We start from the raw sequence: 23,673 nt of genomic DNA, 5'->3' as shown, positions 1-23,673 counted from the left end.
TCCAAAACAACCAGGAGGTTGGCTTAGAAGCAGCCATCCTTTAAAGATAGCGTAACAGCTCACTGGTCTAATCAAGATGTCTTGCGGCGAAGATGTAACGGGGCTCAAGCCATGAGCCGAAGCCGAGGATGCACATAGTGCATGGTAGCAGAGCGTAGTGTGACATAGTCTCATTCCTCCTTAGTATCTTCGGATACATTGGAGGAGAGAGGCTTTCGATGAAGCCGGGGCGTGAGCCATCCGGTGGAGAGATCACTAGCGAGAATGATGACATGAGTAGCGACAAAGAGTGTGAGAGACACTCTCGCCGAAAGTCCAAGGGTTCCTGCTTAAAGCTAATCTGAGCAGGGTAAGCCGGCCCCTAAGCCGAGGCCGAAAGGCGTAGGCGATGGGAATCAGGTTAATATTCCTGAGCCAGGAGGATGTGACGGATCATGAAGGTTGTTCGCCCTTATCGGATTGGGCGGGCCGCTGATTGGTCCCTGGAAATAGCCCTCCATCAGACCGTACCCTAAACCGACACAGGTGGACTGGTAGAGCATACCAAGGCGCTTGAGAGAACGATGTTGAAGGAACTCGGCAAAATACCTCCGTAAGTTCGCGAGAAGGAGGCCCGGGTTCAAGGCAACTTGGATCCGGGGGCACAAACCAGGGGGTGGCGACTGTTTATTAAAAACACAGGGCTCTGCGAAGCCGCAAGGCGACGTATAGGGTCTGACGCCTGCCCGGTGCCTGAAGGTTAAAAGGAGGGGTGAGAGCTCCGAATTGAAGCCCAGGTAAACGGCGGCCGTAACTATAACGGTCCTAAGGTAGCGAAATTCCTTGTCGGGTAAGTTCCGACCTGCACGAATGGCGTAACGACTTCCCCGCTGTCTCCAACATCGACTCAGCGAAATTGAATTGCCTGTCAAGATGCAGGCTTCCCGCGGTTAGACGGAAAGACCCCGTGCACCTTTACTACAGCTTCGCACTGGCATCAGGATTGTGATGTGCAGGATAGGTGGTAGGCATCGAAGCCGGGACGCAAGTCCCGGTGGAGCCTCCCTTGAGATACCACCCTTCGCACTCTTGATGTCTAACCGCGGTCCGTTATCCGGATCCGGGACCCTGCGTGGCGGGTAGTTTGACTGGGGCGGTCGCCTCCTAAAGAGTAACGGAGGCGCGCGAAGGTTGGCTCAGAGCGGTCGGAAATCGCTCGTTGAGTGCAATGGCAGAAGCCAGCCTGACTGCAAGACTGACAAGTCGAGCAGAGACGAAAGTCGGCCATAGTGATCCGGTGGTCCCGCGTGGAAGGGCCATCGCTCAACGGATAAAAGGTACGCCGGGGATAACAGGCTGATACTGCCCAAGAGTCCATATCGACGGCAGTGTTTGGCACCTCGATGTCGGCTCATCTCATCCTGGGGCTGGAGCAGGTCCCAAGGGTACGGCTGTTCGCCGTTTAAAGAGGTACGTGAGCTGGGTTTAGAACGTCGTGAGACAGTTCGGTCCCTATCTGCCGTGGGTGCAGGATACTTGAGAGGAGTTGCCCCTAGTACGAGAGGACCGGGGTGAACGATCCACTGGTGGACCAGTTGTAATGCCAATTGCAGTGCTGGGTAGCTATGATCGGACAGGATAACCGCTGAAGGCATCTAAGCGGGAAGCCCCCCTCAAAACAAGGTATCCCTGAGGGCCGTGGAAGACCACCACGCCGATAGGCCGGAGGTGTAAGCGCAGCAATGCGTTCAGCTGACCGGTACTAATCGCCCGATAGGCTTGATTTGATCCAGTAACAGACAGTGTTACAAAACCAAACAAGCAAACCATCCCAAGAACTTGGACTGTTGATTGTATTGCCTTCCGCTCGTGGAAACGTCTCGTGACGTAACTGGGGTGCGGCCTCTCGCGTATTTGCTCCGCAAACACGCTGACGGCCGCCAACCAAAAAAATCCACTCGCCGAAGGCAAGTGGATTTTTCTTGGTTTGGTGGCCACAGCACAAGTGAAACACCCGGTCCCATCCCGAACCCGGAAGTTAAGCACTGTCGCGCCGATGGTACTTGGGCTCAAGCCCTGGGAGAGTAGGTCACCGCCAAACCTAGTAAAATCCAATAATCTCTCTAAACGATCAATAACACCTGTCGCGGGATGGAGCAGCCAGGTAGCTCGTCAGGCTCATAACCTGAAGGTCGCAGGTTCAAATCCTGCTCCCGCAACCAACACAATTTCCTCTGATATATCAAAGGCTTCGGATCTACCGTCCGGGGCCTTCTTCGTGTTCACCCCTTCCGCACCCGCCGCAAGCCGCAGAAGCCCGGCCAGATCCCCCTCCAGCATCAGATCCAGGCCATCGCCCTCCGCCGCAGGCGTCAGCACAATCCGCTCCACCAATGCGCGCAGCGCCTCCTTGGCTTCTTCCATGCCTCCGGCGGAGCCGAGGCTCCGGATCAGCCGCGACACCCGCTCCCGGTAGGCCTCCGCCATCGACGGGTGAAACACCACCGTGTCCGGGGCAGGGGTCTGCTCCAGCTCCCGTTCCAGCTGCTGGCGCCGCGCGTCGAGCTCGATCATCCGGTCTTTCACCTGGTCTGCGGGAATGCCCGCAATGATAGCATCCACCAGCTTCTGGTGGTCGCGTTTTGCACGGGCGAGCGCCTGTTCCCTTTCCTTGCGGTTCCCGGCGGCTGCCGCCTTCAGCCGGTTGCGCTCGGCTGTGTATTCTTCGCAGAAGACCTGCACCGCGTCCGGATCCATCAGGTGGTTCGCCAGCGCATCCAGCACCCGGGCTTCCAGATCAGCCTGCTTGATCGTGCGCTTGTTGCTGCAGACCGCGGCCCCTTTGTTCCTTGCCGGGGAGCAGCCGAAGCTGTCCTTCGAAATCTTGGCAAAGCCGCCGCCGCAGCAGCCGCAGGCCATTAGTCCGGAAAACAGCGTCTTTGGCCGCCGCCGGTCCCAGACCGGGGTCGATGTGCCTTTTGTCTTCAGCGCGCCCTGGCGGCTGCGGACTGCTTCCCAGAGTTCCGGGTTAATGATGCGCAGCTCTGGCACTTCGGTGATGGTCCATTCGCTTTCCGGGTTCAGGCGGGAAATCCGCCTGTTTGTCTGAGGGACCTTGTCGTAGCACAGCCGGTTCCAGAACTGGCGTCCGTTGTAGAGCTCATTGTTCAGGATGCCGGAGCCGCGCTGGCGGTTGCCATGGATGGTGGAGGCGCCCCAATGGCGGCCGGACGGGGACGGCACGCCTTCCTTGTTGAGCGCCTCTGCAATCTTTTTGGGGGACAGTCCCTTTGCATAATCCTGGAAGATCCTGCGCACGACCGCGGCCTCCTCCGGATTGATCTCGCGCTCGCCGCGGATCAGGTCGCCGCTTGCTGTGAGCTGCGGCTTCAGATCGTAGCCGTAAGCCTTGCCACCAGCGGATTTGCCCGCCAGCGCACGCCCCTTCAGGCCGCGGTGGGTCTTCATGGCAATGTCCTTGAGCTGAATGGCGTTCATCGTGCCTTTGAGCCCGATATGGATCTCGGAGATCAGCCCGTCCGCCACGGTCTCGATTGGAATGCGGTGGAAACAGAACTGCTGGTAGACTCGGGCAATGTCGGCCTGGTCGCGACTCAAGCGGTCGAGGGCTTCAGAGATAAGAACATCGAAGCGTCCGCATTGCGCATCGCGCAGCAGGCTCTGCATGCCGCTGCGCATAAGGCTGGCGCCGGAGATGGCGCGGTCGGAATAGGTGGCCACTACCTCCAGCCCTTGGGCCTTGGCGTAATCGGTGCAGTCGCGGATCTGGTCCTCGACAGAGGCGTCGCGTTGCAGGTCTGTCGAGTAGCGGGCGTAGATGGCTGCTCTGAGCCTGGGCTGGGACATGGCGGTGTTCTCCGGTGGTTTGATGTTAACCGGGAGAATTGCCGTCCCGGTGGTCGGTGCGGGCTGCCTCGCGGGCGAGGGCGCGCAGGAGTTCGTGAAGTGACGCGCGGGTGCTGGCGTCCTGCCGGCAGGAGCCGTTTTGCGGGCGGCCGGGTGTTTCCGGCGCCTGCTGGCATTCGGCATGTCTCTTCCGGTCCCGTGCCATTGGCCGAGGTCTCCTGTCTCCGGTGGGCGGTGGCCGCCCGCGTGTGCTGATGGAGACAGTTTACTGCGCCGGATTGGGTTGGAGCGACCCAGGTTGTAACCCCGCGGAGACGGATATTGTGGATAAGGGCCTAGAAATACGGAACTTTCCCTCTGCAGAGGGAGCTGGGAAGGGATGCGGGCATAGACCGCCCGCGCGGGGCTTTGGGGCAAAGTATTTCCAGGAGGGAGTTTTCCGGATTTTGGGCCAACTGGAGCCTGCGCCGCGGAAGTTTGCACATAAGAATTGTGCAAACCTCGCGGTGGCGCGGCTTGGTTGGCGGGCGCATCTACTGGTCCAGGACTTGCTCCGGACCATTTTTGCGCGGCACGTCACGCAGCCAGGACCGGACCGATTTGGCATCGAACTCTCGTTTCTGCACCAAGTCTGCAGCCATGTCCTCCAGCAGCTGCTGATGGGGATACAGCAGCGCGCGCGCGTGGTCCTCGGAATGGTCGAGCCGGTCCTGCAGGCGTTGGCGTTCGCTGGCCGTCAGGCGGGAGGGATCCTGCGGCCCAAACCAGCCGTTGCCGTAGGCGCCGAGTCCCAGCTCGTGGTCCACTGCCAACGCAATCCGCGCAGCCTGTGCCAAGTCGGACGTGGCGCCCCCGCCGGCCCCGGCAGAAACAGTATTGAAGACGAGCCGCTCCGCTGCCCGCCCTGACAAGTGGATATACAGCTGGCGTTCAAAGTCCGCCGGCAGACCTGCGTTCGGGGGAACATCCCGCTCAATTGTGCCGCCAGATGGAGACAGGCTGATCCTCGTGATCGTCTCGCCGTAGCTCCACGAGGTGATGGCGTGACCGGCTTCATGAATGGCGATGCGGTACAAGAGGTCTTGGTTCTCCTCCTGCGCCATGACCCCGAGATGGCGGCGCAGAAGCTGCAGATCGAGTGGGCAGCCGCTGTGCCGGGCTTCACTGCGGGCAGAGCGCACCGCGGCGTCCACGTCGGCGGCGGTTCTGCCAATGCAGTCCCGCGCCAGCTCCAACATCGCATCCTCGGGGAATGCGTCCTGCAGCCGCTCAGCAAGGAGGTGCTGCAGCATTGCCATGCTTGGCAACGGCATCTCGATCTTGATGTCAAACCGCCCGGCTCTCAGCACCGCGGGGTCGATGTGCTGCGGGTGGTTGCAGGCACCGACGACCATGATCCCTTCCTCCAGGCCGATGCGGTCCATCTGCTCCAGGAGACCAGCGATCACCTGCGATCCATATCTGCTGCCGTGGGTGTCGCCGCTGGTGCGCGAGCTGATCGCGTCGATCTCATCGATGAAAAGGATACAGGGCGCATTCTTCCGCGCGTCTTCGAAGCTTCTTCGCATCGCGAGCAGCAGGTTGCCCAAATGACCGGCGCTTTGCCATTCCGCGCAGCTTGTTTGGACGCAATTGACAGCGGCGCTCCGGCCCATCGCGCGGGCGAGGTGGCTCTTGCCGGTGCCCGGCAGGCCAAAAAGCAGCAAAGAGTGCGGGATCTCATTCCAAGCCACTTCGCCTTCGGCCCAGAGCCGCAGGTCTGCAACCAGTTGCCGGGCGGTGTCATAGGGCCGGCCAATGCCGGTGATCTCTTCCCTCGGCGCGTGGGCTTCGGGCGGTGAAGCGGCAGCGGCTGCAAGCGCCTGGGACAGGCGCTGCGCCATCTTCTTCGCTGTGGGCGCACGCAGGGCGAATGAGAGTGCGGGCGTGGAGAGCTCTTGCAGCTGGCCGTTCGGGGGCAGCGCCGCGCGGGTGGCGGCTTCATCAATGCGGCCCGTGCGGCTGTGCGTCTGGCGCAGCAGGGCGATCAGAAAATCCGCGTCCACTTGCGGCAATGCCAGCTGATGACAGTGCTCCGCCACCAGCGGCGACGGCAGTGCCATCTCATCCGGCAGGCAGATCCACAAAGGCTGGCTGTGCGCCAGGCCTTTGATGATCAGATCGTGCAGCTCATCAATGTGTTGCTGTTCAATCGCACCATCGCGGGCACAGGGGACAGCGAGGGTCACGCGCTGGTTCAGTTGCACTTGGCGCCGGCCGTCATAGGCCTGCCAGCCCGGCGGCAGCAGGGCGTGGTTAAGGAGGTTTTCCACGTTGGAAAACCCGGGAACTGGAACGTCGCGAAGGATCAGAACGGCGCCACGGGCAAGCTGCGCGTCCACTGCTGCCGGGGTGCCGAAGGCCGCGGCGATCCGAAGCAGAAGAAGCAGCTTGTCTGCCGGCAGGTCTGTGTGCGGCAGCCAGCGACCTGTCTCATCGCAGGCAAATGGGTCGGCGCCTTCCTGCTCCAGGTGTTCCCAGAGTTCCGGCGGCAGATGCCGCGCGTTCGGGTGCTCGCTCAGATGCTGCAGCAAAGAATGGGGCTGTTCCGGGGGCGTGGACACAAGCGGCTCCTCGGTGTCGGCACCGTCGGCTGGCGCGTCTTCTTTGAGTGTCTTGCGCCGAGTTTGCTGCAGCTCTCTGTGATAGAGATGATAGCGGCGGGCGCAGTCTTCGGCGAACTGCCACCAATCGGGGCGCGCGGGGGAGTGGTTGGATTGGTTCATGGCAAACCTCCAGTGAACAGGCAAAGAGGATCGGGCGCCTGGCAGAGCCGGGCGTGAAACAGTTCGGAAATTGAAGGGGAGGGAGGCGCTTAGCTGTCTTCTTCCGCTTTGATGGCGTCGAGCATCGCGAAGATCACCTGGCACACATCCGGAAAATAGACCTCACTTTTGACCCTCAATTCATCTGCGTAGAGGTCTGGCGGCGCGACGCTGTCGGGGTGCTCTGCCTTCAGCCGCGCATGCAGGCCTTTCTCAATTTGCACAGCTGTGTGGCCGGAGCTGATGGGAACTGTCCGCAGGACCTGCGCCTCCGTCTCCTTGGTCTTCAGAAGTTGGTGGTAAAGGCGGGAGACGGGATCGCGGCTGTAGCCGAGTTTGATCAGCTTGGCACCTTTGGCGAGTTTAAGCTTCATGACGTAGAGAAAACTTGGCGCACTGCTCCAGCCCTCGCCGCAGTTGCTGCATTGAAACCGGCCAGTCTGCATGTTGGCACGGGCAATCCGCTGAACATGGCCGCAGGCCTGATGCTGGTACAGACGGTAATTCTGGTTGCCACCTGTGTCTTCTCCGATCAGGTGCCACCCCCGTTCTTCTGCTTCGGCCTGTTCTTTGTCAGCGTGGCAAATCTCGCACCGTACACTGCACAGGCCTTCGGCTGCCCGCTTCACCATCTCAAATTGCCGGCGCAAGTTATGGCCGCAGGGGGCGATATAGTGGGCATAGTGACGGTCTTCCGGATCGCGGCCTGCCCACTTTAAACCTGCGGCCGCGGCGTCGGCCTGCCAGCGCGCTTCGATGCAATGCGGGCACTGCGGCTGGCTGTTCATAAGAACAAAAATCTTGCTGGCGTGTGTCCGTCGGCAGGTGTGGCAGGACAGGAGCAGGTGATAGCGGTCTTTGATGCGCTGGACGATTTTGAAACCTTTTGAGCTGGCGGCGGCGCGCCAGTGGGGATGGATTGTTTGCGGGAAATGTTCGCAGGTTGAGTGGGGCATGGGAGCCTCCGCATAGGCAAAAAGGGGCAGGGCAGGCGCCGGAACTGGCGCTTGCTGAAACTTCAGAATTGGCATGGCTGAGCCGGGCGCAGCGGCGTGTCCACTGCGGGGCGGGTCAGAAGAATGCTGGGAGGTTGGGTTTAGATCGGCAGGAAGTTCTGCGCTTCGGCCGCTAAGGAGAGTTCGACGAGTGCGTTCATCTGACGTGCGGCTGTATGCATCAGGGGCCGACGTACAGCGTCCTCGACGGTGAACAGCTCCTGGTTCTCATGGAATAGCTGCTGAAATCTGAGAGCCTCTTCCGGCCCCGTGGACTCGATGAGGAAGTGCAGCAGCATGCTCATGCGTTGCAAAGGCAAGTCGCTGGCCCGGACCACCTGTGCGGTCAGGATGTCGCCGCTGAGTTGAAGACAATCCTGCCAGCGGGCTTCGGCAGCCTCCTGAAAATCAGCGCAAGCGGGATCCCAGGAGAGGGAATGAGAAAGATCGCGCTCCAAATTAAGGGCTTCATCCACTGCTTTGGTCAGCGTGTCGAAGGTGCGGGTGATGAAGGTGGAACCATCATCTGCTTCGTTTGCAGGCCACAAGCCTTTTTCTGTGCCCATGCGCATGATACGGCAAATATCAGCCATAGTCGGTCTCCTCTCGCGAGATCGGTTTTGGTTAGGGTGCGGCAAGGGGTAGGAGCCTTGCTGCACCTGTAATATATGGTACCATAAAACCAAAAATCAATACGAGATTGTCAGACATGTCAAAAAAAGCGCGAGGACGCCCGGCGGTGGATACCGAAGCGGTCAATCTCCGATTGGCGCGTGGGATGATCGAAGTCATTGATAACCAGCGCCGCGAGCAAGACGATCTTCCGACACGGCCTGCTATGATCCGGCGGATGTTGAAGCAATGGTGCCAGGATCGCGGAATTGAAGTCGACGAATAGCTATTGCTGTCAGTGTAAATCTTCACCCCTTCCAGATTATCGAAAAAGAATAAGTCATCCACGGCCCCCGGCAGGGCGGGTCCAGCAGGCTGCTGGCCGCAGGAAGCTTTTGAAGGCGAAGGCCTGAAACAAGCTGACGAGGAGGGGATCGAAGGGGGTATCCCCCTCGCGAACTGGTAAGTTGCAATTCCGGGTCCCAGACCGGGATTGCAACTTGCCTAGTGAGTACAAGCCTCACAAAAACAAAAATAAGCCTATCGGGATTTTCTTCGCCTTCGCAGAGACTCGGATCAGAGAAGCAGATCCGAGCAGCAAGATGACCCTACAGCCCAAGTTCACCCAAGCCCAGCCCGTAATTCTTGATGAAGCACCTGTCGTGCTGCGATTTGCAGGCTTGTTTCCGCGGGACCTTGGCAAGTTCAAGATGCATGACAAGCGCAGCGGCGGCGACCTGGATCATGTCGACCAGGAGCTGTCGCGGCTGAACCAGGTGCTGGCCGGCGGGCCGGGCTGGCAGCAGCAGATACGCGGCGAAATTGCTGAGATGCGCCGTCACAATCACGAGGAGCATTTGCGCGCTCTGAAGGCCAAGTCACGCATGAAGGACGCCAGGAAGCTGGAGGCGGAAGGGCCTGCGGATCCCTGGCGGTCCTGCAGCAGAGGTCCGCTTCGGGAAGGCATATTCACTGTCAACAAAGACTGGTTCGGCGGCGCAGGGCTCTCTGAATGGGATCCGGAACGTGTCTCTGCTTTCCGCAAAACCGCCATGTTGTTCCTCCGTGAAAACTTTCCAAACGGGCAGCTGCGCTATGCAAGCGCCCACGTCGATGAAGAAGCTTACCATATCCACTTTGTCGTGGCCGTTTGGACCGAGAAACCATCCGCCAACCGCGGGCATCAGATTCTGCTGCAGGCATCTGAGAACCCGCTCATCAAAAGCTATGAGCATGCCCAGGATCTTGCCGGAGAGGCCTTCGAAACAATTGGGATCACTCGGGGGGAGCGCCGTGCCGAAGCCCGGCGCCAGGCGCGTGCAGAGGGAAAACCTCCGCCTGAGAAGCGGCAGCATGTGCCGCCGTCAAAATGGCGTGCCGAGGAGCGCCAAAAGGCGCAAGTAGAGAAAAAACGCATCCTGGGCGATGCCCAGGAGGAGGCCAAGGCGGCCGTTGAAAACGGCCGGGACCTGGCCAAGGCCACGGTCAAAAAGTCGCGCAAGCGCGCCATCAAAAAAGCGCGGGCCCGCAAACAGCGGACCGCGCGGGAAACTGCAAAGATGATCCGCCGCCGCGATGCGGCAGAGGCAGAGGCTGTGCAGAATAAAAAAGCGGCTGACGCCGCGAATGCTCTGAAAAAGAAAATTGTGGCTGAGGTCGGGGCATTGGAGCCGAGAGTGAAAGGGTATGAGGCAAGGGCAGAAGAAGCTGCAGAAAAGTACCGGGCCGAGACGGCAGCTCGGAAGGCTGAAGAGGAAAAACGCGCGCGGATCCTCCAGGAAAGGCAGCAGGCCGAGCAGGTGCTGAACGCCACGAAGGCAGAAAAATCTGATCTGGCCGCTCAGCTGCAGCGGATGGTTCAGCACCGCGGCCAGGAAGAGAAAGCGGCTGCTGAGGCCCGGGCTGCCCGGCTGGCTGAGGAGAAGAGGCTGCAGGGGGCAGAAGAAAAGGTCCGGTTGAAGGCTGCGGAGGCAGAGGTCATCACGGATGCCATCGAGACTGGGTTGGGTTTGGTTGCTGATGGGGCGATTTGCTGGCGGGAGGCGTCTGCGGATCAGCAGGCAGGCCTGGCCTGGAGCGCGGCCGCTCCGGATACCAAGGGTGCGCGGGCCGAAACGCTGAGAGAAATCCGCCCAGCAATGCGAATGGTCACGCGCATTGCTCAACTGGTGGCCCAGACCGTGAAACGCGTCCTCGCCAAGGAACGGCAAAAGCTGAAGCAGGACGCGGATTATGTCCGCGGTTTGCGTCAAGAATGGGAGCCGGAAGATGCAGCGCGGTTGTCGAGGATCACGCTCGGTGGGATAGACAGCGGACCGAAATAGGACGGATTGCTGACTTTTGCTGCTTGAAAAGCCAAGGTTTTCTGTGCGGACAAACCAGCCTTTCGCTCACGCCGCTACTGCTGATGCAGAAAGCCTTCGCCCCTGCGGCCGGGTGTCTGCGGCGACGCAGCGGATTTCCCAGTTGCGGTCTTTCATCGGTGTGAATTTCGGCCAAATCCAAACCGCCCTTTCGCCGCGACCGGGCTCGACCGTCAAAGAGCGGGAAGAAGTGTGAAATAGCTGCTCGTGCGCCTATGGCCGGTTTTGGCGCTTCGCGATTGCTGCGAACAGTATCTCCGGCGGCCAAACTTTTTCCAACGACCGCTTCCATGAGCGTCCTCATTCAGGCCAACCCCAAAAGACCGGGCAGAATATCGCGACACGACCATGCGACAGTTGCGGACAGCGCTCCGGTGAGCATCGCAGGCACACTCATTTTCTAGTTGCCCCAAATCAGGTGGCAGCAAAATGGTCCAACCGGCGCTCCTAAGTAAGCTCCAACCCTGCTTTGACTGCAAACCATTTGCACAGGGCTGGCTGTTCGATCTGCGGCCGTTATAAGCCGTTACAGGCGGAGGACATGAACCGAACAATGAGCGTGGCGGACGACCAGCGCGGCGGTCGAGCCCAAAAAGAACTCCTTCATCCCCGGTTTGTGCGAGGCAAGGACGATACAGTCGATTTTGTGTTTGTTGGCATATTCCGTTATCGCGCGGCCCGCTGACTGGCTTTCCAGAATGACGGAGTTCACATCCGCTTCACCCTGCAACCGGTCAGCCAGGCTTGCCTGGGCTTTCTGGTAGGATTTTTCGACAACATTTTGCTCCATGTAATACATGATCTGCTTGTTCGGCGGCTCGTGAATATGGGCTGCGGTGATCTTTCCACCCTCGGACAGGAGGGCACGTGCTGTGGAGAGTGCCTGTTCGCTGATGCCATGTTCCAGGGACAGCGCTACGAGTATGTTGCTATACATGGTGTTCCTCTTGTGTTCAGTTTCTGGGGCTGAAGGTTCGCGGCTGCCTGTCCGGCATCCGCCGCCGGCAGGGGAACGCCCCCGGTCCGGGGGCGCAGGAATAGGTGGCCCCCTTATTTGCTGAGCAGGAGGTCGGGCAGGAAGAGCGCCAGTTCCGGGACAAAGGTCGTCAGCATCAGCGTCGGCAGCCAGGCGAAGATGATAAAGATCAGCGTCGGCCACAGCATGCGCGAGACCGGTTCGTCACAGACCTGGGCACCAAGATAGAGAAGCGGCGCCGTGGGTGGTGTGATGTTCGCCATGCCCAGGTTCACGCCGATCACGGCAGCAAAATGGATCGGGTCCATTCCGGTGCTCTGCGCGATGGGCAACAGGATCGGGGTCGCCAGAAGCAGGCCCGAGATATCATCCATCAGCATCCCGATCAGGATCATCACGATGTTGATCATCAGCAGGATCACAATCGGGTTGTCAGATACGGAATAAACAAGATCTTTGGCCAGTTGCGGTGCGCCCTGCGAGATCAGGTTGTCCGACACGATCAGAACCATGAAGATCATGACCATCACCACGCCGATTGTGACGCCGGAATTCTGGATGGTCTGGGCCAGCGTTTTCCAGGTCAGGCCGCGGTAGAAGTAGATCGCAATCGGGATCGAATAGACCACGGCGATGCCGGCGGCTTCGGTCGGGGTCATGATACCGCCGTAGATCCCTCCCAGAATGATCAGCGGCATCATCAGCGCAGGTCCCGCCAGGCGCGCCTGGCGGCCAAAGGTGGGCAGAAAAGGCCTGGGGCGTTCTGTCAGGTTAATGCCATCGTATTTCCGCAGCATGAACTGGTTCACGACGATCAGCAGGGTGATCAGGATGAGCGCGGGGATCACGGTGGACAGAAAGCATTTCAGCACGTGCTGCTGTGCCACCCAGCCATACAGTATGTGCGACGAGCTTGGCGGGATCAGGAGGCCCAGAGGGCTTGCAGCCACGATCAGAGCAGCCGACTGCCCGCCGGGATAGTTGGCCTTTTTCAAGTGCGGCATCATGATGCCGCCGATGCAGGTCAGGGTGGCGTTGGCGCTGCCGGAAATCGAGCCAAAGACCCCGCAGGCCAGGACGCCCGCGGCGCTTAGCCCGCCCTTGATATGGCCAATGAACATTTCGGCGAGTGAAACCAGAGGCGCCGCGATCCGCCCTTTTTCCATGATGCCGCCCGCAATCATGAAAAGCGGGATGGCCAGCAGAACCAGTGACCGGATTCCCGTGGACCCCGTCGGCAAGTACCCTGTGATCGACTGATCACCGACCATGGCAATGAAAATCAGGACGGCCCCGAAGGCCACAAAAACGCTGACCCCAAGAAGCAGCATGGCGCAGACGATAAGAAGACTACCGGTGATGATCATTTTGCAGCCTCCTTGGCAGCAGCTGATTTGAGCGGGAGACCGAGACCCTGACGGATATGCACGTACAGATACGCGGTGGTGAACATAGCCATGAAGCCAAAGGCGATCATGATTCCGATCCGCCAGGTGACAAAGGGGATGCGCAGCACAGGGGTTGCGCGCAGCCGCGGGAACGAGAAGTCGTCAAGCAGCGAGACATAGCACGCGTACATGAGAAACAGGATCACCAGCAGCTCGACCGTCAGCACGATGAACCCGCGCCACCAGATCATCCGCGGGTTTTGGATGACGATGCCCAGAATATCCGCGTTGATATGCAGATTGCGCGCAGAGGCCAGAACAGCGCCTGCAAAGAAGCCCACGATGCTAATGCCCAACAGCCATTCTTCGTAGGCGAAAAGATCGCCGCCAAAGCCGTATCTGATGACAACAACCGCGCCAAAGGTGAATGCCATCAGGAACCCTGACACCATTACAATCTGTCTCATGACAAATGCGATCGCCTTCATCGGGTAGCCAATGATGACCGGCAATTCGTCGGTTATTTTGTTCCGAATGCCGTGAACTTCGTTCCCGGCGGCTGGTGGTTGTTCGCTTACCGAAACGGACATCTTTCTCCCTCCCATTGTTTCGCTCAAGAACAAAAAAGGGCCAGCTGGTCTGCCGGCCCTTTTCCTGATCAGTTGTTCTTGGCTGCCAGCAGGCGGTCGATGATGTCCTGACCAACGCTTTTTGCCATCTGCGGCCAGACCGTTTCCTGAACATGCGCGGCCATCGCAGCCTGTTCTTCATCGCTCAGGCGAAGGATGGTGTAGCCCTTATCAAGCAGCTTCTGACCGAAAACCTCGTCGTTTTCTCGGTTGTAGCTGAAGAAATCATTCGACGCTTTGGTCAGAGCTGCCTGCAACGCGTCACGCTGTGCGTCATTCAGCTTGTCCAGCGTCCGCTGCGATGCATAGAACGTTGTCAGTTCGGAGATCGAGTTGTACTCGACGAAGTGGGTGCCGACATCCGACTTGGCGAAGATGGAGTAGGTCGCGGTTTTGGTGCAGCAGATCGCACCATCGACGATACCGGATTGAAGCGCGGGGAAGATGTCCCCCCATGCCATGGTTGTTGCCTGGTAGCCCAGTTCTTCAACCATCGACTTCACAACGCTGGACGACCAGACACGAATGTTCATGCCTTTGTCTTCAAAGCTGCTCCAGTTCTGAGGCTCTTGCGAAGCAACGATGCCGATGAACCCTTCAGGGTTTTGAGCCATCACCCGGACGCCGTATTCGTCGGTGATCTCCTGCAGGATGGTGTTGAACTCGGAATCCATGTTGAGCAGCGTATTTTCCATGTCATCCCATCCTCCCAGCAGGAACGGCATGGACAGGAACTCAAGGCGCGGATCGGTGTCGGCGTAGATAAAAGCGGAAGCCAGATCGATGTTGCCGCGGGCGACATCTTCGAACAAGGCTTCACCAGAACCGAGCTGGTTTGCAGGGAACACGTCGATCTTCAGGCCAACATTGGCTGCTGCAACATCTGCGGCAACCTGTTCCATCATTTTTGTGCCCTGGTGGTCGATCGGGAACACGCCTGCAAAACGCAGGGTCATGTCTTCGGCGAAAGCCGCGGTCGACATCAGAGTGCTCAGCGCGCCAGCGGCCAGACCTTTGGTAATCTTGTTGAAACTCATCGGGTAGTTCTCCTCCTGTTTGACGAATAACGCCCGCACAGCGGTATGCTGTTGCGGGCGCGGATTTGCTTAAGTCAGCAAATTTCTGGGATCCTCGAAGCCGTATCCGAGGTCATCGGCCACAGCCTTGCAGGTCACCTCGCCGTAGGCCACGTTCAGGCCATTCAGCAGGTGATGGTTGTCGGCCAGCGCTTGCTGCCAGCCCTTGTTCGCAATGGCGATGGCATGCGGCAGGGTCACGTTGTTCAGCGCATAGGTCGAAGTCCGGGCCACCGCGCCGGGCATATTGGCGACGCAGTAATGCACAACATCATCAACGGCATAGGTCGGGTCTGCGTGTGTCGTTGCCTTGGAAGTCGCAAAGCAGCCGCCCTGGTCAATGGCAACATCCACGACCACTGCACCGGGTTTCATTTTCGCAATCAAATCACGCGAAACAAGCTTGGGTGCGGCGGCGCCGGGAATCAGAACCGCCCCGATCACGAGGTCGGCATTGGAAACCTCTTCCTCCAGCGCGGCCTGGGTTGAGTAAACCACCTTGGCGGATGCCTCAAAATGGTTTTCGAGCTTTTCCAGAACGGCCGGGTTACGGTCCAGAATGGTGACGTCAGCGTGCAGGCCAACGGCCATCTGCGCCGCGTTGAAACCGACAACACCGCCGCCGATGACAACAACCTTGCCGGGCTTCACCCCAGGCACACCGCCCAGGAGAACCCCGCGCCCGCCCTGGGCCTTTTCCAGGGCACCGGCACCGGCCTGGATCGACATCCGGCCTGCAACCTGGCTCATCGGCTTCAGGAGCGGCAGACCGCCATTGTCGTCCGTTACTGTTTCATAGGCGATGCAGACCGCGCCAGAGTTCACCAGATCTTTGGTCTGCTCCGGATCTGGAGCCAGGTGCAGATAGGTATAGAGGATCTGCCCCTCGCGCAGCATCGCACGCTCCGCTGCTTGCGGCTCCTTCACCTTTACGATCATTTCGGCGTGGGCAAACACCTCGGCTGCGTTTGTTGCGATCTCCGCACCAGCGGCACGATAAGCATCGTCATCCGCACCAATGCCCAGGCCCGCACCGGTTTCGACCAGCACCGCATGACCGTTCGTGATCAGCTCAGCCACGCTCTCGGGCGTCAGCCCGACGCGGTATTCGTGGTTTTTAATTTCCTTGGGTACACCGATGTACATTGTCTTCACTCCAGGAAAGAGAGGCTCACTTGGCCGTTGGCATGACGAATTCGGCACCTTCCGAGATGCTCTCGGGCCAGCGCTGCATGATGGATTTCTGCTTGGTGTAGAAACGCACACCCTCTTCGCCGTAGGCGTGCATGTCTCCGAACAGGCTCTTCTTCCAGCCGCCAAAGCCGTGCCAGGCCATCGGAACCGGGATCGGAACGTTGACGCCGACCATGCCGACCTGAACCTGTTTGCCGAACTCACGCGCAACGTTGCCGTCCCGGGTGAACAGCGACACGCCGTTGCCGAACTCGTGGTCGTTGATCAGCTGCAGGCCTTCGGCAAAGTTCGGCACGCGGACACAGGCCAGAACCGGGCCAAAGATCTCTTCGCGGTAGATCTTCATTTCCGGGGTAACGTTGTCGAACAGGGTGCCGCCCAGGAAATAGCCGCCTTCGTGCCCTTCGACGGTGTAGTCGCGGCCATCGACCAGAAGGTCGGCGCCTTCTTCGACGCCGCTATCAATATAGCCCTTGATCCGGTCGCGCGCGGCGGCGGTGACGATCGGGCCCATTTCTGCGTCCAGTTCGAGACCGTTTTTGATCTTCAGGGTCTCGGCGCGTTCTTTCAGTACCGGCATCAGCCTGTCTGCGGCATCGCCAACTAGCAGCGCAACCGAGATGGCCATGCAGCGCTCTCCGGCCGAACCATAGGCAGCGCCGATCAAGGCATCGGCTGCCTTGTTCATGTCGGCATCAGGCATCACCAGCATGTGGTTCTTGGCGCCGCCCAGGGCCTGGACGCGCTTGCCGTGGCGGGCGCCGACTTCGTAGATGTAATTGGCAATCGGGGTCGACCCGACAAAGGACACAGCCTTGACGTCGTCGTTTTCAAGAAGCGCATCCACAGCCACTTTGTCGCCCTGCACCACGTTGAACACGCCATCGGGGAAGCCTGCCTGCTTCATCAGGTCGGCATAGAGCAGCGAAGCCGAAGGATCGGTCGGCGACGGTTTAAGAATGAAGGTATTGCCTGCGGCGATAGCGATCGGGAACATCCACATCGGCACCATGACCGGGAAATTGAAGGGCGTGATCCCGGCCACGACGCCCAGGGCCTGGCGTGTGGTCCAGTTGTCCATGCCGGTGGACACCTGCTCCGTGTAATCACCCTTAAGGAGCTGCGGGATGCCGCAGGCAAACTCGATGATATCAATGCCGCGCTCGACCTCGCCCTGGGCATCGGTGAAGACCTTGCCGTGCTCGACAGTGATGGCGCGGGCCAGGTCGTCCTTGTGCTGACGCACCAGCGCCAGGAAATTGTTCATCAGCCGGGCCCGGCGGATCGGCGGCGTGTTCGACCACGCAGGAAAGGCCGCCTTGGCCGCGGCGACCGCAGCGTTCACGGTTTCGACGGTTGCCAGGGACACATCGCCGGTGTGTTCGCCGGTTGCAGGGTTGTAGACAGCCTGGGTGTTTTCGCCGTCGGGAGCTGTGTTTTGGCCACAGATATAGTGGCCGATCGAAGCGATCGGGGCAGCATCTTTCATGATTGCAGTCCTTTGGATTTAGAGGGGAAAGGTCACGGAAGCTCAGCCAGAACTTCGCCAAGTGTCTGAACAAGCGTGTTGATTTCAGGTTCCGAGATGATCAGCGGCGGAGAAAGTGCGATGATGTCGCCGGTTACCCGGATCATGATCCCAGCGTCCCAGGCGCGTTTCATCGCCTCATAGGCCCGCTCGCCCGGCGCGCCTTCGCGCGGCGCCAGTTCGATGGCGCCGACCAGCCCCAGGTTCCGGATGTCGATGACATTGGGCAGATCCCTCAGGCTGTGGAGCTGATCCTCCCACGGTTGCGACAGCAGAGCGGCGCGGCGGAACAGGTCGTTCTGTTCGTAGCTTTCCAGCGCCGCCAGTGCGGCTGCGCAGGACACCGGGTTGGCCGAGTAGGTGTAGCCGTGGAACAATTCGATCGGCGCGTCTGCATTTTCCATGGCGGAATTGTAGATCGCGTCGGACACGATGACCGCGCCCATCGGGATGACGCCGTTTGTTAGCCCTTTGGCGGTGGTGATGATGTCCGGAGTAACGCCGAAGTATTCCGACGCGGTCGATGCACCCAGCCGGCCGAAGGCGGTGATGACCTCGTCAAAGATAAGCAGGATGCCATGCCGGTCACAGATCTCGCGCAGCCGTTGCAGATACCCCTTGGGCGGCAGCAGCACTCCGGTGGACCCTGCCATCGGCTCGACGATGACGGCCGCGATGGTCGAGGCATCATGCAGCGCAACGATGCGCTCCAGATCATCGGCCAGTTCGGCGCCATGCGCGGGGCAGCCGCGGGTGAATGCGTTCTTTTCCAGATCATGAGTATGACGAAGGTGATCGGTACCGGTCAGGAGCGTGCCGAAGTGCATGCGGTTTTTCACGATGCCCCCGACCGAGATGCCGCCGAAGCCGGTGCCATGGTACCCGCGTTCGCGCCCGATCAGACGTGTGCGGGCGCTGTCGCCGCGCATCCGGTGGTAATGCAGCGCAATCTTGAGCGCGGTGTCGACCGACTCAGACCCCGAGTTGGTAAAGAACGCATGGCTCATCCCCTCGGGCATCATCGCCGTCAGCTTACCCGCCAGCTCGAACGCCTGCGGGTGGGCAAACTGGAAATTCGGAGCGTAGTCCAGCTCGTGAACCTGCTTCTGCACCGCCTCTACAATCAGCGGATCACGATGGCCTGCATTAACGCACCACAACCCCGCGGTGCCGTCCATAATCCGGCGGCCGTCCGAGCTGGTGTAATACATCCCTTCGGCAGACTGGATCATGCGGGGCTCGCGAAGGAAATCACGATTGGCCGAAAACGGCATCCAGAAAGACGACATGGTATTTGACTGAACGGGCATGTCCATTCCTCGCAAGGCAGATTATTATTTGATGAGAGATACTTGCAAAGTTTCAGCTTTTCGCACACCCGGCTTTGTAGGAATGTGTAAGTCATTGAAAAACAGATCGGGCCGTCTTAAGGTGCTTTCGATCAGAAGCAGGAAATCACAATGGGCGACTCTTCGGCACCCGATCTGGAAACCGCAAGACGCCTGCGATTGATTCGAACCTCAAAAGGTCTCAGCCAACGCGAGATGGCCAAGCGCGCGGGGGTGGGAAGCGGTACAATTTCCCAGATCGAAAGCGGATCAACCCAGCCTTCAGTGGCTCTGCTCAAGAAAATTCTCGCAGGTGTTGATGTTAACCTGGGCTTTTTCTTCAGCTTCGAACTGAAGAACGAGGACAACTTTTTCTTCCCCCGCAGCGGCATGCGGGACCTGGGGTCGCCGGGCGTGTCCTACCTGCTGGTCGCAGGTGAGCGGCGGAATCGAAAGCTGCAGATGCTGATTGAAGAGTACGGTGTCGGTGCAGACTCGGGCCGTGGAGCCCTGTCGCATGAGGGCGAGGAATGTGCGGTCGTAATTGAGGGGCGTCTGGAAGTAACGGTAGATGGACAATCCCGAATTCTTGGCCCAGGAGACGCTTATTACTTTTCCAGCATCCTGCCACACCGGTTCCGCAACGCCGGGGACAAGGTGTGCAAAGTCATCAGCGCGTGTACGCCTTCATCGTTCTAGGCCGGGGCGAGTGTCCGGGGCAACGATGTTCCAAGATGATTTTTTCAGGTGGTTCCGGCCCCTGTATCCAAACCTTTGGTTTCAGACAGTTCATAGAATTGTGCCGAATGTTAACTATGTCACGTAGCCTGGGCCCCGGTTCTCTGAGGATGCTGCGTGGCACAGGAACGGCTGTCTGACCAAGCTGCACCGCGGCGGCTATAGGCGGGGCGAACGGCGGCTTTGCTCCGGACTTGCTTCGGCCAATGGCAGCTTTGCGCGCATTGTGCAGTTTCACGGTTTCAACTTCGCTGCACCCGGCGTGAATGGCCGAGATCTCCGCTGCACCGCAGGCCGGTTTACCATGCCAGCGCAGAAAAATTCTTCCACTTTGCACGTGCAGCACAATTCTGACAGGTCCGGTGTGGGCTCTGACCGGGCATTCGCCGCACCTGGCGCGAATGACGACAGGCAGCCCAAACTTGCCGTTCAGTTATGGCGCGTCGCATTGAATGCTGCATGTGCGAGGCTATCCAACCATGCAGCGAAAGCGGACCTTCAACCTGAAAGTTGTACTGTTGCCGATGCCGTAAGTTGGACCAGGGGCACCGTAGCGCAGAGAACGGAAGTGGCATACTTAAGTGATGGGACCGGTTCAATATCATCCTTCACCGGTCGCTTGATACTCCGTAATTTTGGTGTCCAAGAAACCCATATTTCGATCACCAGGGCGAGAAAAATCTTTTCCAATACAACCGATCTTGTTTTGATACATACGGGACATCTCGCGCTCCACTGAAACTCACTAACCACAGGCGCTCAACCGACCAATCGTAGAAGGTATTGAATGAAACTCTTTCCCCAAGATGGTGATGTTGTTCTTTATGAAACTGGATTTGGAGACGACATCCTCGAGCGAAAATCCATCTCAAGACAGTTGTCAGATCTCACCGAGAGAATAGAAAATCCAATAGTTATTGCCCTTGACGACAAATGGGGATCCGGGAAGACCTACTTTCTAAAGAGATGGGTCTACGCACACAAGGAAGAGAACGGTGGCAGCGCTGTAACCGTCTATTTTGACGCCTTTGAAAACGACTATCTTTCGGACCCTCTTGTTTCGATCATCACGGCGGTGAGCGAGCGCATACCTGAGGAACAACGGTCAACGCTCGAAAAATGGAAGGCGGTTGCGACAAAGCTTGCAAAGCCTGTATTCGGAATCGCCCTATCTTTGGGGACCTTTGGTGCCAAGCAGCAACTCAACGAAATCGGCGATGTTCTTGTGGACGCAGCGAGCTCGGAAGCGAAGGATGCCGCCCAAAGCCTATGGGATGCTGAGAAAGAACGCAAAGATGCGGTAAATTCTTTCAAAGAGTTATTAACTAAGCTTACCGAAGGTGAAGCTGCCCCAATCGTTATTGTAGTCGATGAGTTGGACCGATGCCGCCCAGATTATGCCTTATCAGTACTAGAGGTTATTAAACACTTCTTTTCGGTCCCCAAGGTTCACTTCATTCTTGGAGTTAACGGTACAGCTCTCGAGAACAGTGTGACGGCTAGGTATGGCGCTGGCATAGACGCCGAGAGTTACCTACGGAAATTTATCAACGTGTCATTTTCGCTTCCGCGCTCCCTTGGAAGTAGTGGAGATGAAACCGTTGTTGCGCGATATGCAGATCAGTTAATCACTGAATTGAACTTGCCGGAGAAACTGTCAAACCGGTGTGCCAACTTATTGTCCTGTGTTGCGGTACAGAACAATGTCTCTCTCAGAGACGTTGGAAAAGTGGTTTCAAAAATTGCACTACTTCCTGAGATTGTATTTGAAAAAAATATTCTAAACGGTTGGATTGACATACTATGCATTCTCCTTGTGAGTTCTGTTGTCGACCCAAAGCTCCATAAGAAGCTCGTTTCGGCAAGTGCTTCTATCGATGAAATACGAGACTTCCTCGGAGCATCGAAAATCAAAACCACTGAACAGGTCGAGGACAGGTACAATCCTGACTTCGATCACAATCTAACGTTTTGGCTGGCGGAAGTTGTTTATGCCTGTGGATCAGATTCAGATGTGGAGGGCCAAGGTTTGCCATCATGGTGGAATGAAATGGGTAAGCAGTTCGATCAATTTGGAACGCCGCGAGAACCCAAGACGATTCCAGCCAAAATTCAGAAAGACTGGGTGGACGTCTTCAGAATTTGATTGCATTTTTTAATGCTGGCCTACTCAGTGGGTTCTGCTTGATGGCTTCATCAGAAAGTTCGCTTTGGGCTGGCTGGGGTAATCACAGTTGGCCTGGGACAGGCTATGCCGGTTTCTCGGCGCTGTGCCGCCGCAAAACGACAATTAGGCCAGAACGACGGAGTCTGCAGAGTGTGCCGACGTACGCGACATTTATTTTCGATACTGTTATTCTTTAGTACTCTGAAAAATGACTCAAGCTTTCCCAGGCTTGTCCAAACTATCTAGCCGCGCCATGAACCTATTTGATACGGTTTTTATCTGCTCTTCACGGCTCTTGGCGTCAGTCAGAAGCGAGGTACTCAACATTGCAGAGTAAGCTGATTGGCTGCCCAAGAGGCGGTCATGTAGGTGATTAACCTGGGTTGTGGTTTTCGAATAAAGGGAAAAGAAAATCGCTGATATGGCCTCAGCAATCAGACCGACGGCTGATCCCAGGTAAGCGGAAGACAACCCTTCAATGCCCTTTAATTGAAAATATATTCCAAAACCGACTGAAACACAGATGATTATGAAACCGGCCACGGCAGAAAACATACAAATCTTAAAACTCTGCTGCGCGTGAAGACGGGCCTCTGCTACAAACTCATCCATATTGGCGAAGCTGATTAGATTCATCAACTTAAAGATGTCTTCACCCGACGCGCTCTCAAGTTTATCTAGCAACTCTTTCTTTTCACTTCGCGCTTCCGCCCTTTCTTCTTTGCTCAATTTAATAATTTCTGCAGTTAAGTTAACAATGTCAATAATCATATTCAGCCTTGGGGATGCTACGTTAGAAAAGTTGAATGGAGTGTGCAGAACTTGGAAGTTGAAGTCTAGGTAAACGCAGAGGGAAGTTGGCTCTGGTGCAGGAAAAGTTCATTGCACCCAGCCCTTCGGTCAGTGAGGACCTTTTCTGGACAACCCAGTCAAGGTTATTGTCTTCATTGCAGCTTAGGTTGCACGCGGCAACCGCACTTGGCCGGTCGCAGCACAAAGCAGCGGTTGAACCTATCCAGTAAATCTTGTTGGATCAGCAGAAGAACTTTACTTTGTCATGCTCGCCGCGAGCAAAGAACGAGATAAAAACAATGACGTCGAATGGTGCAGCGCAAGAAAAGGTTTTAATCTCTATACGAGAGTGGTCGCAAAAGCTACAGGAGTACCCTGGCTGGCGAGAATGGAAGCGTTCGCAAATCGGTTACACGCTTCGATTTGACGATGAGCTCATAACTGCTGAAAGGGTTTCTGGAGAGTTCAAGTTTTCGCCTGAAATGGAGAGGGAACATGCCGTAGTGGTTTTTTATTTGGAGATATTGAATACAGCACACGCATTACGTGACGTTGAATGGTACTTTCGACGCTACCCATTCTCCAACGCACCTGTTTCGAGGGAAAGTCACCTAAGATACTGCTGTGAAATGTATTTTGGTCGCTTCTATCAATTTCGAGAGCGGCTAAAAAAATTATCAAAGGCGGTTAAAGACGCAGTTCCCCACCACGGACTGGATTTTGGCAAGTTCATAAAGGCATACGACAAGGAGTTCGACCAGGAAATTAGAGCCAGGAACGGTATTCACCACCATGAGGCTTTCGATGACGTGGCAATCTCACGAATCGCACTACTGGAGCTCACAGATACATCTGATAGTGGTGGGCCGCGCAAGCGTGCGTATCAAGCGCACTATCGCAAGACGGCCAAGGAATGGGCTTCAAGAGCTAAACGCCGTTCTAAAACTCTGGATCAGTTTGTCGAAGCCGTGGCTGACGCCTTGTTAAGAGTCTGCCCATTCTTGGTTGTTGAAAAAACTAGAGAATTTCGCAGCCGTTCAGAACGGGTGAAGTGACTGGTGGCATTTTTGCCCGGCCCATTCTGCGCAGAAGCGGTGCTCGGGCTTACCCGAAGAGCAATTGTTTGCCTCCGAAGCTGTTGTGTTAAAAGGCCCTGTTTCACAGGACGCGACCATAGCTGATATTGGCGCGGTCGCCGCGAACGGCAGGAACGGCGGGCTGCGCCGCAGCGGAAAAC

At 57.6% G+C, this 23,673-nt stretch carries 18 protein-coding genes, 1 tRNA gene and 2 rRNA genes (1 of these 21 only partly in view); 8 read left to right on the top strand and 13 right to left on the bottom strand.

All coding sequences use genetic code 11. The annotated features are described in order from the left end of the window. From AC5STI_RS10900 to AC5STI_RS10890, 3 genes are all read left to right on the top strand, one after another. Positions 1 to 1,766, top strand: a 23S ribosomal RNA gene (locus AC5STI_RS10900); it begins 1,062 nt to the left of the window's first position. Positions 1,767 to 1,965: 199 nt separating this feature from the next. Further along, positions 1,966 to 2,080, top strand: a 5S ribosomal RNA gene (rrf, locus tag AC5STI_RS10895). A 44-nt stretch (positions 2,081 to 2,124) separates the two neighbouring features. Further along, positions 2,125 to 2,201: transfer RNA gene (locus AC5STI_RS10890), tRNA-Met, on the top strand. On the opposite strand, the gene AC5STI_RS10885 is transcribed toward AC5STI_RS10890, so the two are convergent. From AC5STI_RS10885 to AC5STI_RS10865, 5 genes are all read right to left on the bottom strand, one after another. Further along, complete coding sequence (locus AC5STI_RS10885; protein WP_495447754.1) at positions 2,158 to 3,846, bottom strand: recombinase family protein; 1,689 nt, start codon at positions 3,844 to 3,846, stop codon at positions 2,158 to 2,160. The genes AC5STI_RS10890 and AC5STI_RS10885 overlap by 44 nt on opposite strands. Positions 3,847 to 3,871: 25 nt before the next feature. Continuing rightward, positions 3,872 to 4,051, bottom strand: a complete 180-nt coding sequence (locus AC5STI_RS10880; protein ID WP_260006523.1) for a hypothetical protein — start codon at positions 4,049 to 4,051, stop codon at positions 3,872 to 3,874. Between the two features lie 328 nt (positions 4,052 to 4,379). After that, positions 4,380 to 6,755: an AAA family ATPase gene (locus tag AC5STI_RS10875; RefSeq protein WP_495446653.1), complete on the bottom strand. Its 2,376-nt coding sequence runs from the start codon at positions 6,753 to 6,755 to the stop codon at positions 4,380 to 4,382. Beyond that, on the bottom strand, positions 6,701 to 7,606 hold the full coding sequence (locus AC5STI_RS10870; RefSeq protein WP_495446652.1) for a GIY-YIG nuclease family protein: 906 nt from the start codon (positions 7,604 to 7,606) through the stop codon (positions 6,701 to 6,703). Before AC5STI_RS10870 ends, AC5STI_RS10875 begins: the two co-directional genes overlap by 55 nt. 140 nt (positions 7,607 to 7,746) lie before the next feature. After that, positions 7,747 to 8,238 carry a hypothetical protein gene (locus tag AC5STI_RS10865; RefSeq protein WP_495446651.1) on the bottom strand — a complete coding sequence of 164 codons (492 nt, stop codon included), beginning with the start codon at positions 8,236 to 8,238 and terminating at the stop codon, positions 7,747 to 7,749. 146 nt (positions 8,239 to 8,384) lie between these two features. Between AC5STI_RS10865 and AC5STI_RS10860 the strand changes: the two genes are divergently transcribed. Both AC5STI_RS10860 and AC5STI_RS10855 read left to right on the top strand, forming a co-directional pair. Further along, positions 8,385 to 8,543: a hypothetical protein gene (locus AC5STI_RS10860; protein WP_167738125.1), complete on the top strand. Its 159-nt coding sequence runs from the start codon at positions 8,385 to 8,387 to the stop codon at positions 8,541 to 8,543. A 214-nt stretch (positions 8,544 to 8,757) separates the two neighbouring features. Continuing rightward, positions 8,758 to 10,581: a plasmid recombination protein gene (locus AC5STI_RS10855; protein ID WP_495446650.1), complete on the top strand. Its 1,824-nt coding sequence runs from the start codon at positions 8,758 to 8,760 to the stop codon at positions 10,579 to 10,581. Positions 10,582 to 11,146: 565 nt separating this feature from the next. Here AC5STI_RS10855 and AC5STI_RS10850 read toward each other — a convergent pair. The 7 genes from AC5STI_RS10850 to aptA form a co-directional block, all read right to left on the bottom strand. Beyond that, positions 11,147 to 11,557: a universal stress protein gene (locus AC5STI_RS10850; protein ID WP_065267968.1), complete on the bottom strand. Its 411-nt coding sequence runs from the start codon at positions 11,555 to 11,557 to the stop codon at positions 11,147 to 11,149. 113 nt (positions 11,558 to 11,670) lie between these two features. After that, positions 11,671 to 12,963: a TRAP transporter large permease gene (locus tag AC5STI_RS10845; RefSeq protein WP_495446649.1), complete on the bottom strand. Its 1,293-nt coding sequence runs from the start codon at positions 12,961 to 12,963 to the stop codon at positions 11,671 to 11,673. Beyond that, the gene (locus AC5STI_RS10840) at positions 12,960 to 13,574 is read right to left on the bottom strand and encodes a TRAP transporter small permease (RefSeq protein ID WP_175392960.1); all 615 of its coding nucleotides are present in this window, start codon (positions 13,572 to 13,574) and stop codon (positions 12,960 to 12,962) included. Before AC5STI_RS10840 ends, AC5STI_RS10845 begins: the two co-directional genes overlap by 4 nt. A gap of 68 nt (positions 13,575 to 13,642) precedes the next feature. Beyond that, positions 13,643 to 14,650: a TRAP transporter substrate-binding protein DctP gene (gene dctP / locus AC5STI_RS10835; RefSeq protein ID WP_495446648.1), complete on the bottom strand. Its 1,008-nt coding sequence runs from the start codon at positions 14,648 to 14,650 to the stop codon at positions 13,643 to 13,645. A gap of 69 nt (positions 14,651 to 14,719) precedes the next feature. Beyond that, the gene (gene ald, locus AC5STI_RS10830) at positions 14,720 to 15,835 is read right to left on the bottom strand and encodes an alanine dehydrogenase (protein WP_495442699.1); all 1,116 of its coding nucleotides are present in this window, start codon (positions 15,833 to 15,835) and stop codon (positions 14,720 to 14,722) included. 25 nt (positions 15,836 to 15,860) lie between these two features. Next, the gene (locus tag AC5STI_RS10825) at positions 15,861 to 17,372 is read right to left on the bottom strand and encodes a CoA-acylating methylmalonate-semialdehyde dehydrogenase (protein ID WP_495446647.1); all 1,512 of its coding nucleotides are present in this window, start codon (positions 17,370 to 17,372) and stop codon (positions 15,861 to 15,863) included. A 32-nt stretch (positions 17,373 to 17,404) separates the two neighbouring features. Beyond that, positions 17,405 to 18,727: an omega-aminotransferase AptA gene (aptA, locus tag AC5STI_RS10820; RefSeq protein ID WP_495446646.1), complete on the bottom strand. Its 1,323-nt coding sequence runs from the start codon at positions 18,725 to 18,727 to the stop codon at positions 17,405 to 17,407. 144 nt (positions 18,728 to 18,871) lie between these two features. Here aptA and AC5STI_RS10815 point away from each other — a divergent pair, with 144 nt between their 5' ends. Continuing rightward, positions 18,872 to 19,438 (top strand): cupin domain-containing protein, encoded by a 567-nt coding sequence (locus tag AC5STI_RS10815; RefSeq protein ID WP_052257708.1) that lies wholly within the window; start codon positions 18,872 to 18,874, stop codon positions 19,436 to 19,438. An 826-nt stretch (positions 19,439 to 20,264) separates the two neighbouring features. Beyond that, positions 20,265 to 21,623, top strand: coding sequence for a KAP family P-loop NTPase fold protein (locus tag AC5STI_RS10810; RefSeq protein ID WP_495446645.1), 1,359 nt, complete (start codon positions 20,265 to 20,267; stop codon positions 21,621 to 21,623). 234 nt (positions 21,624 to 21,857) lie between these two features. On the opposite strand, the gene AC5STI_RS10805 is transcribed toward AC5STI_RS10810, so the two are convergent. Next, a complete protein-coding gene (locus AC5STI_RS10805; protein WP_495446644.1) occupies positions 21,858 to 22,415 on the bottom strand; it encodes a TRADD-N-associated membrane domain-containing protein in 558 nt (185 codons plus the stop codon). A gap of 257 nt (positions 22,416 to 22,672) precedes the next feature. Here AC5STI_RS10805 and AC5STI_RS10800 point away from each other — a divergent pair, with 257 nt between their 5' ends. Continuing rightward, positions 22,673 to 23,491, top strand: a complete 819-nt coding sequence (locus tag AC5STI_RS10800; protein ID WP_495446643.1) for a hypothetical protein — start codon at positions 22,673 to 22,675, stop codon at positions 23,489 to 23,491. The last annotated feature ends 182 nt before the right edge of the window (positions 23,492 to 23,673 follow it).

It is taken from the genome of Leisingera sp. CC-HEC096, assembly GCF_059429235.1.
The sequence above is the reverse complement of the archived record's forward strand: the minus strand, read 5'-3'. Positions and strand labels throughout refer to the sequence as shown.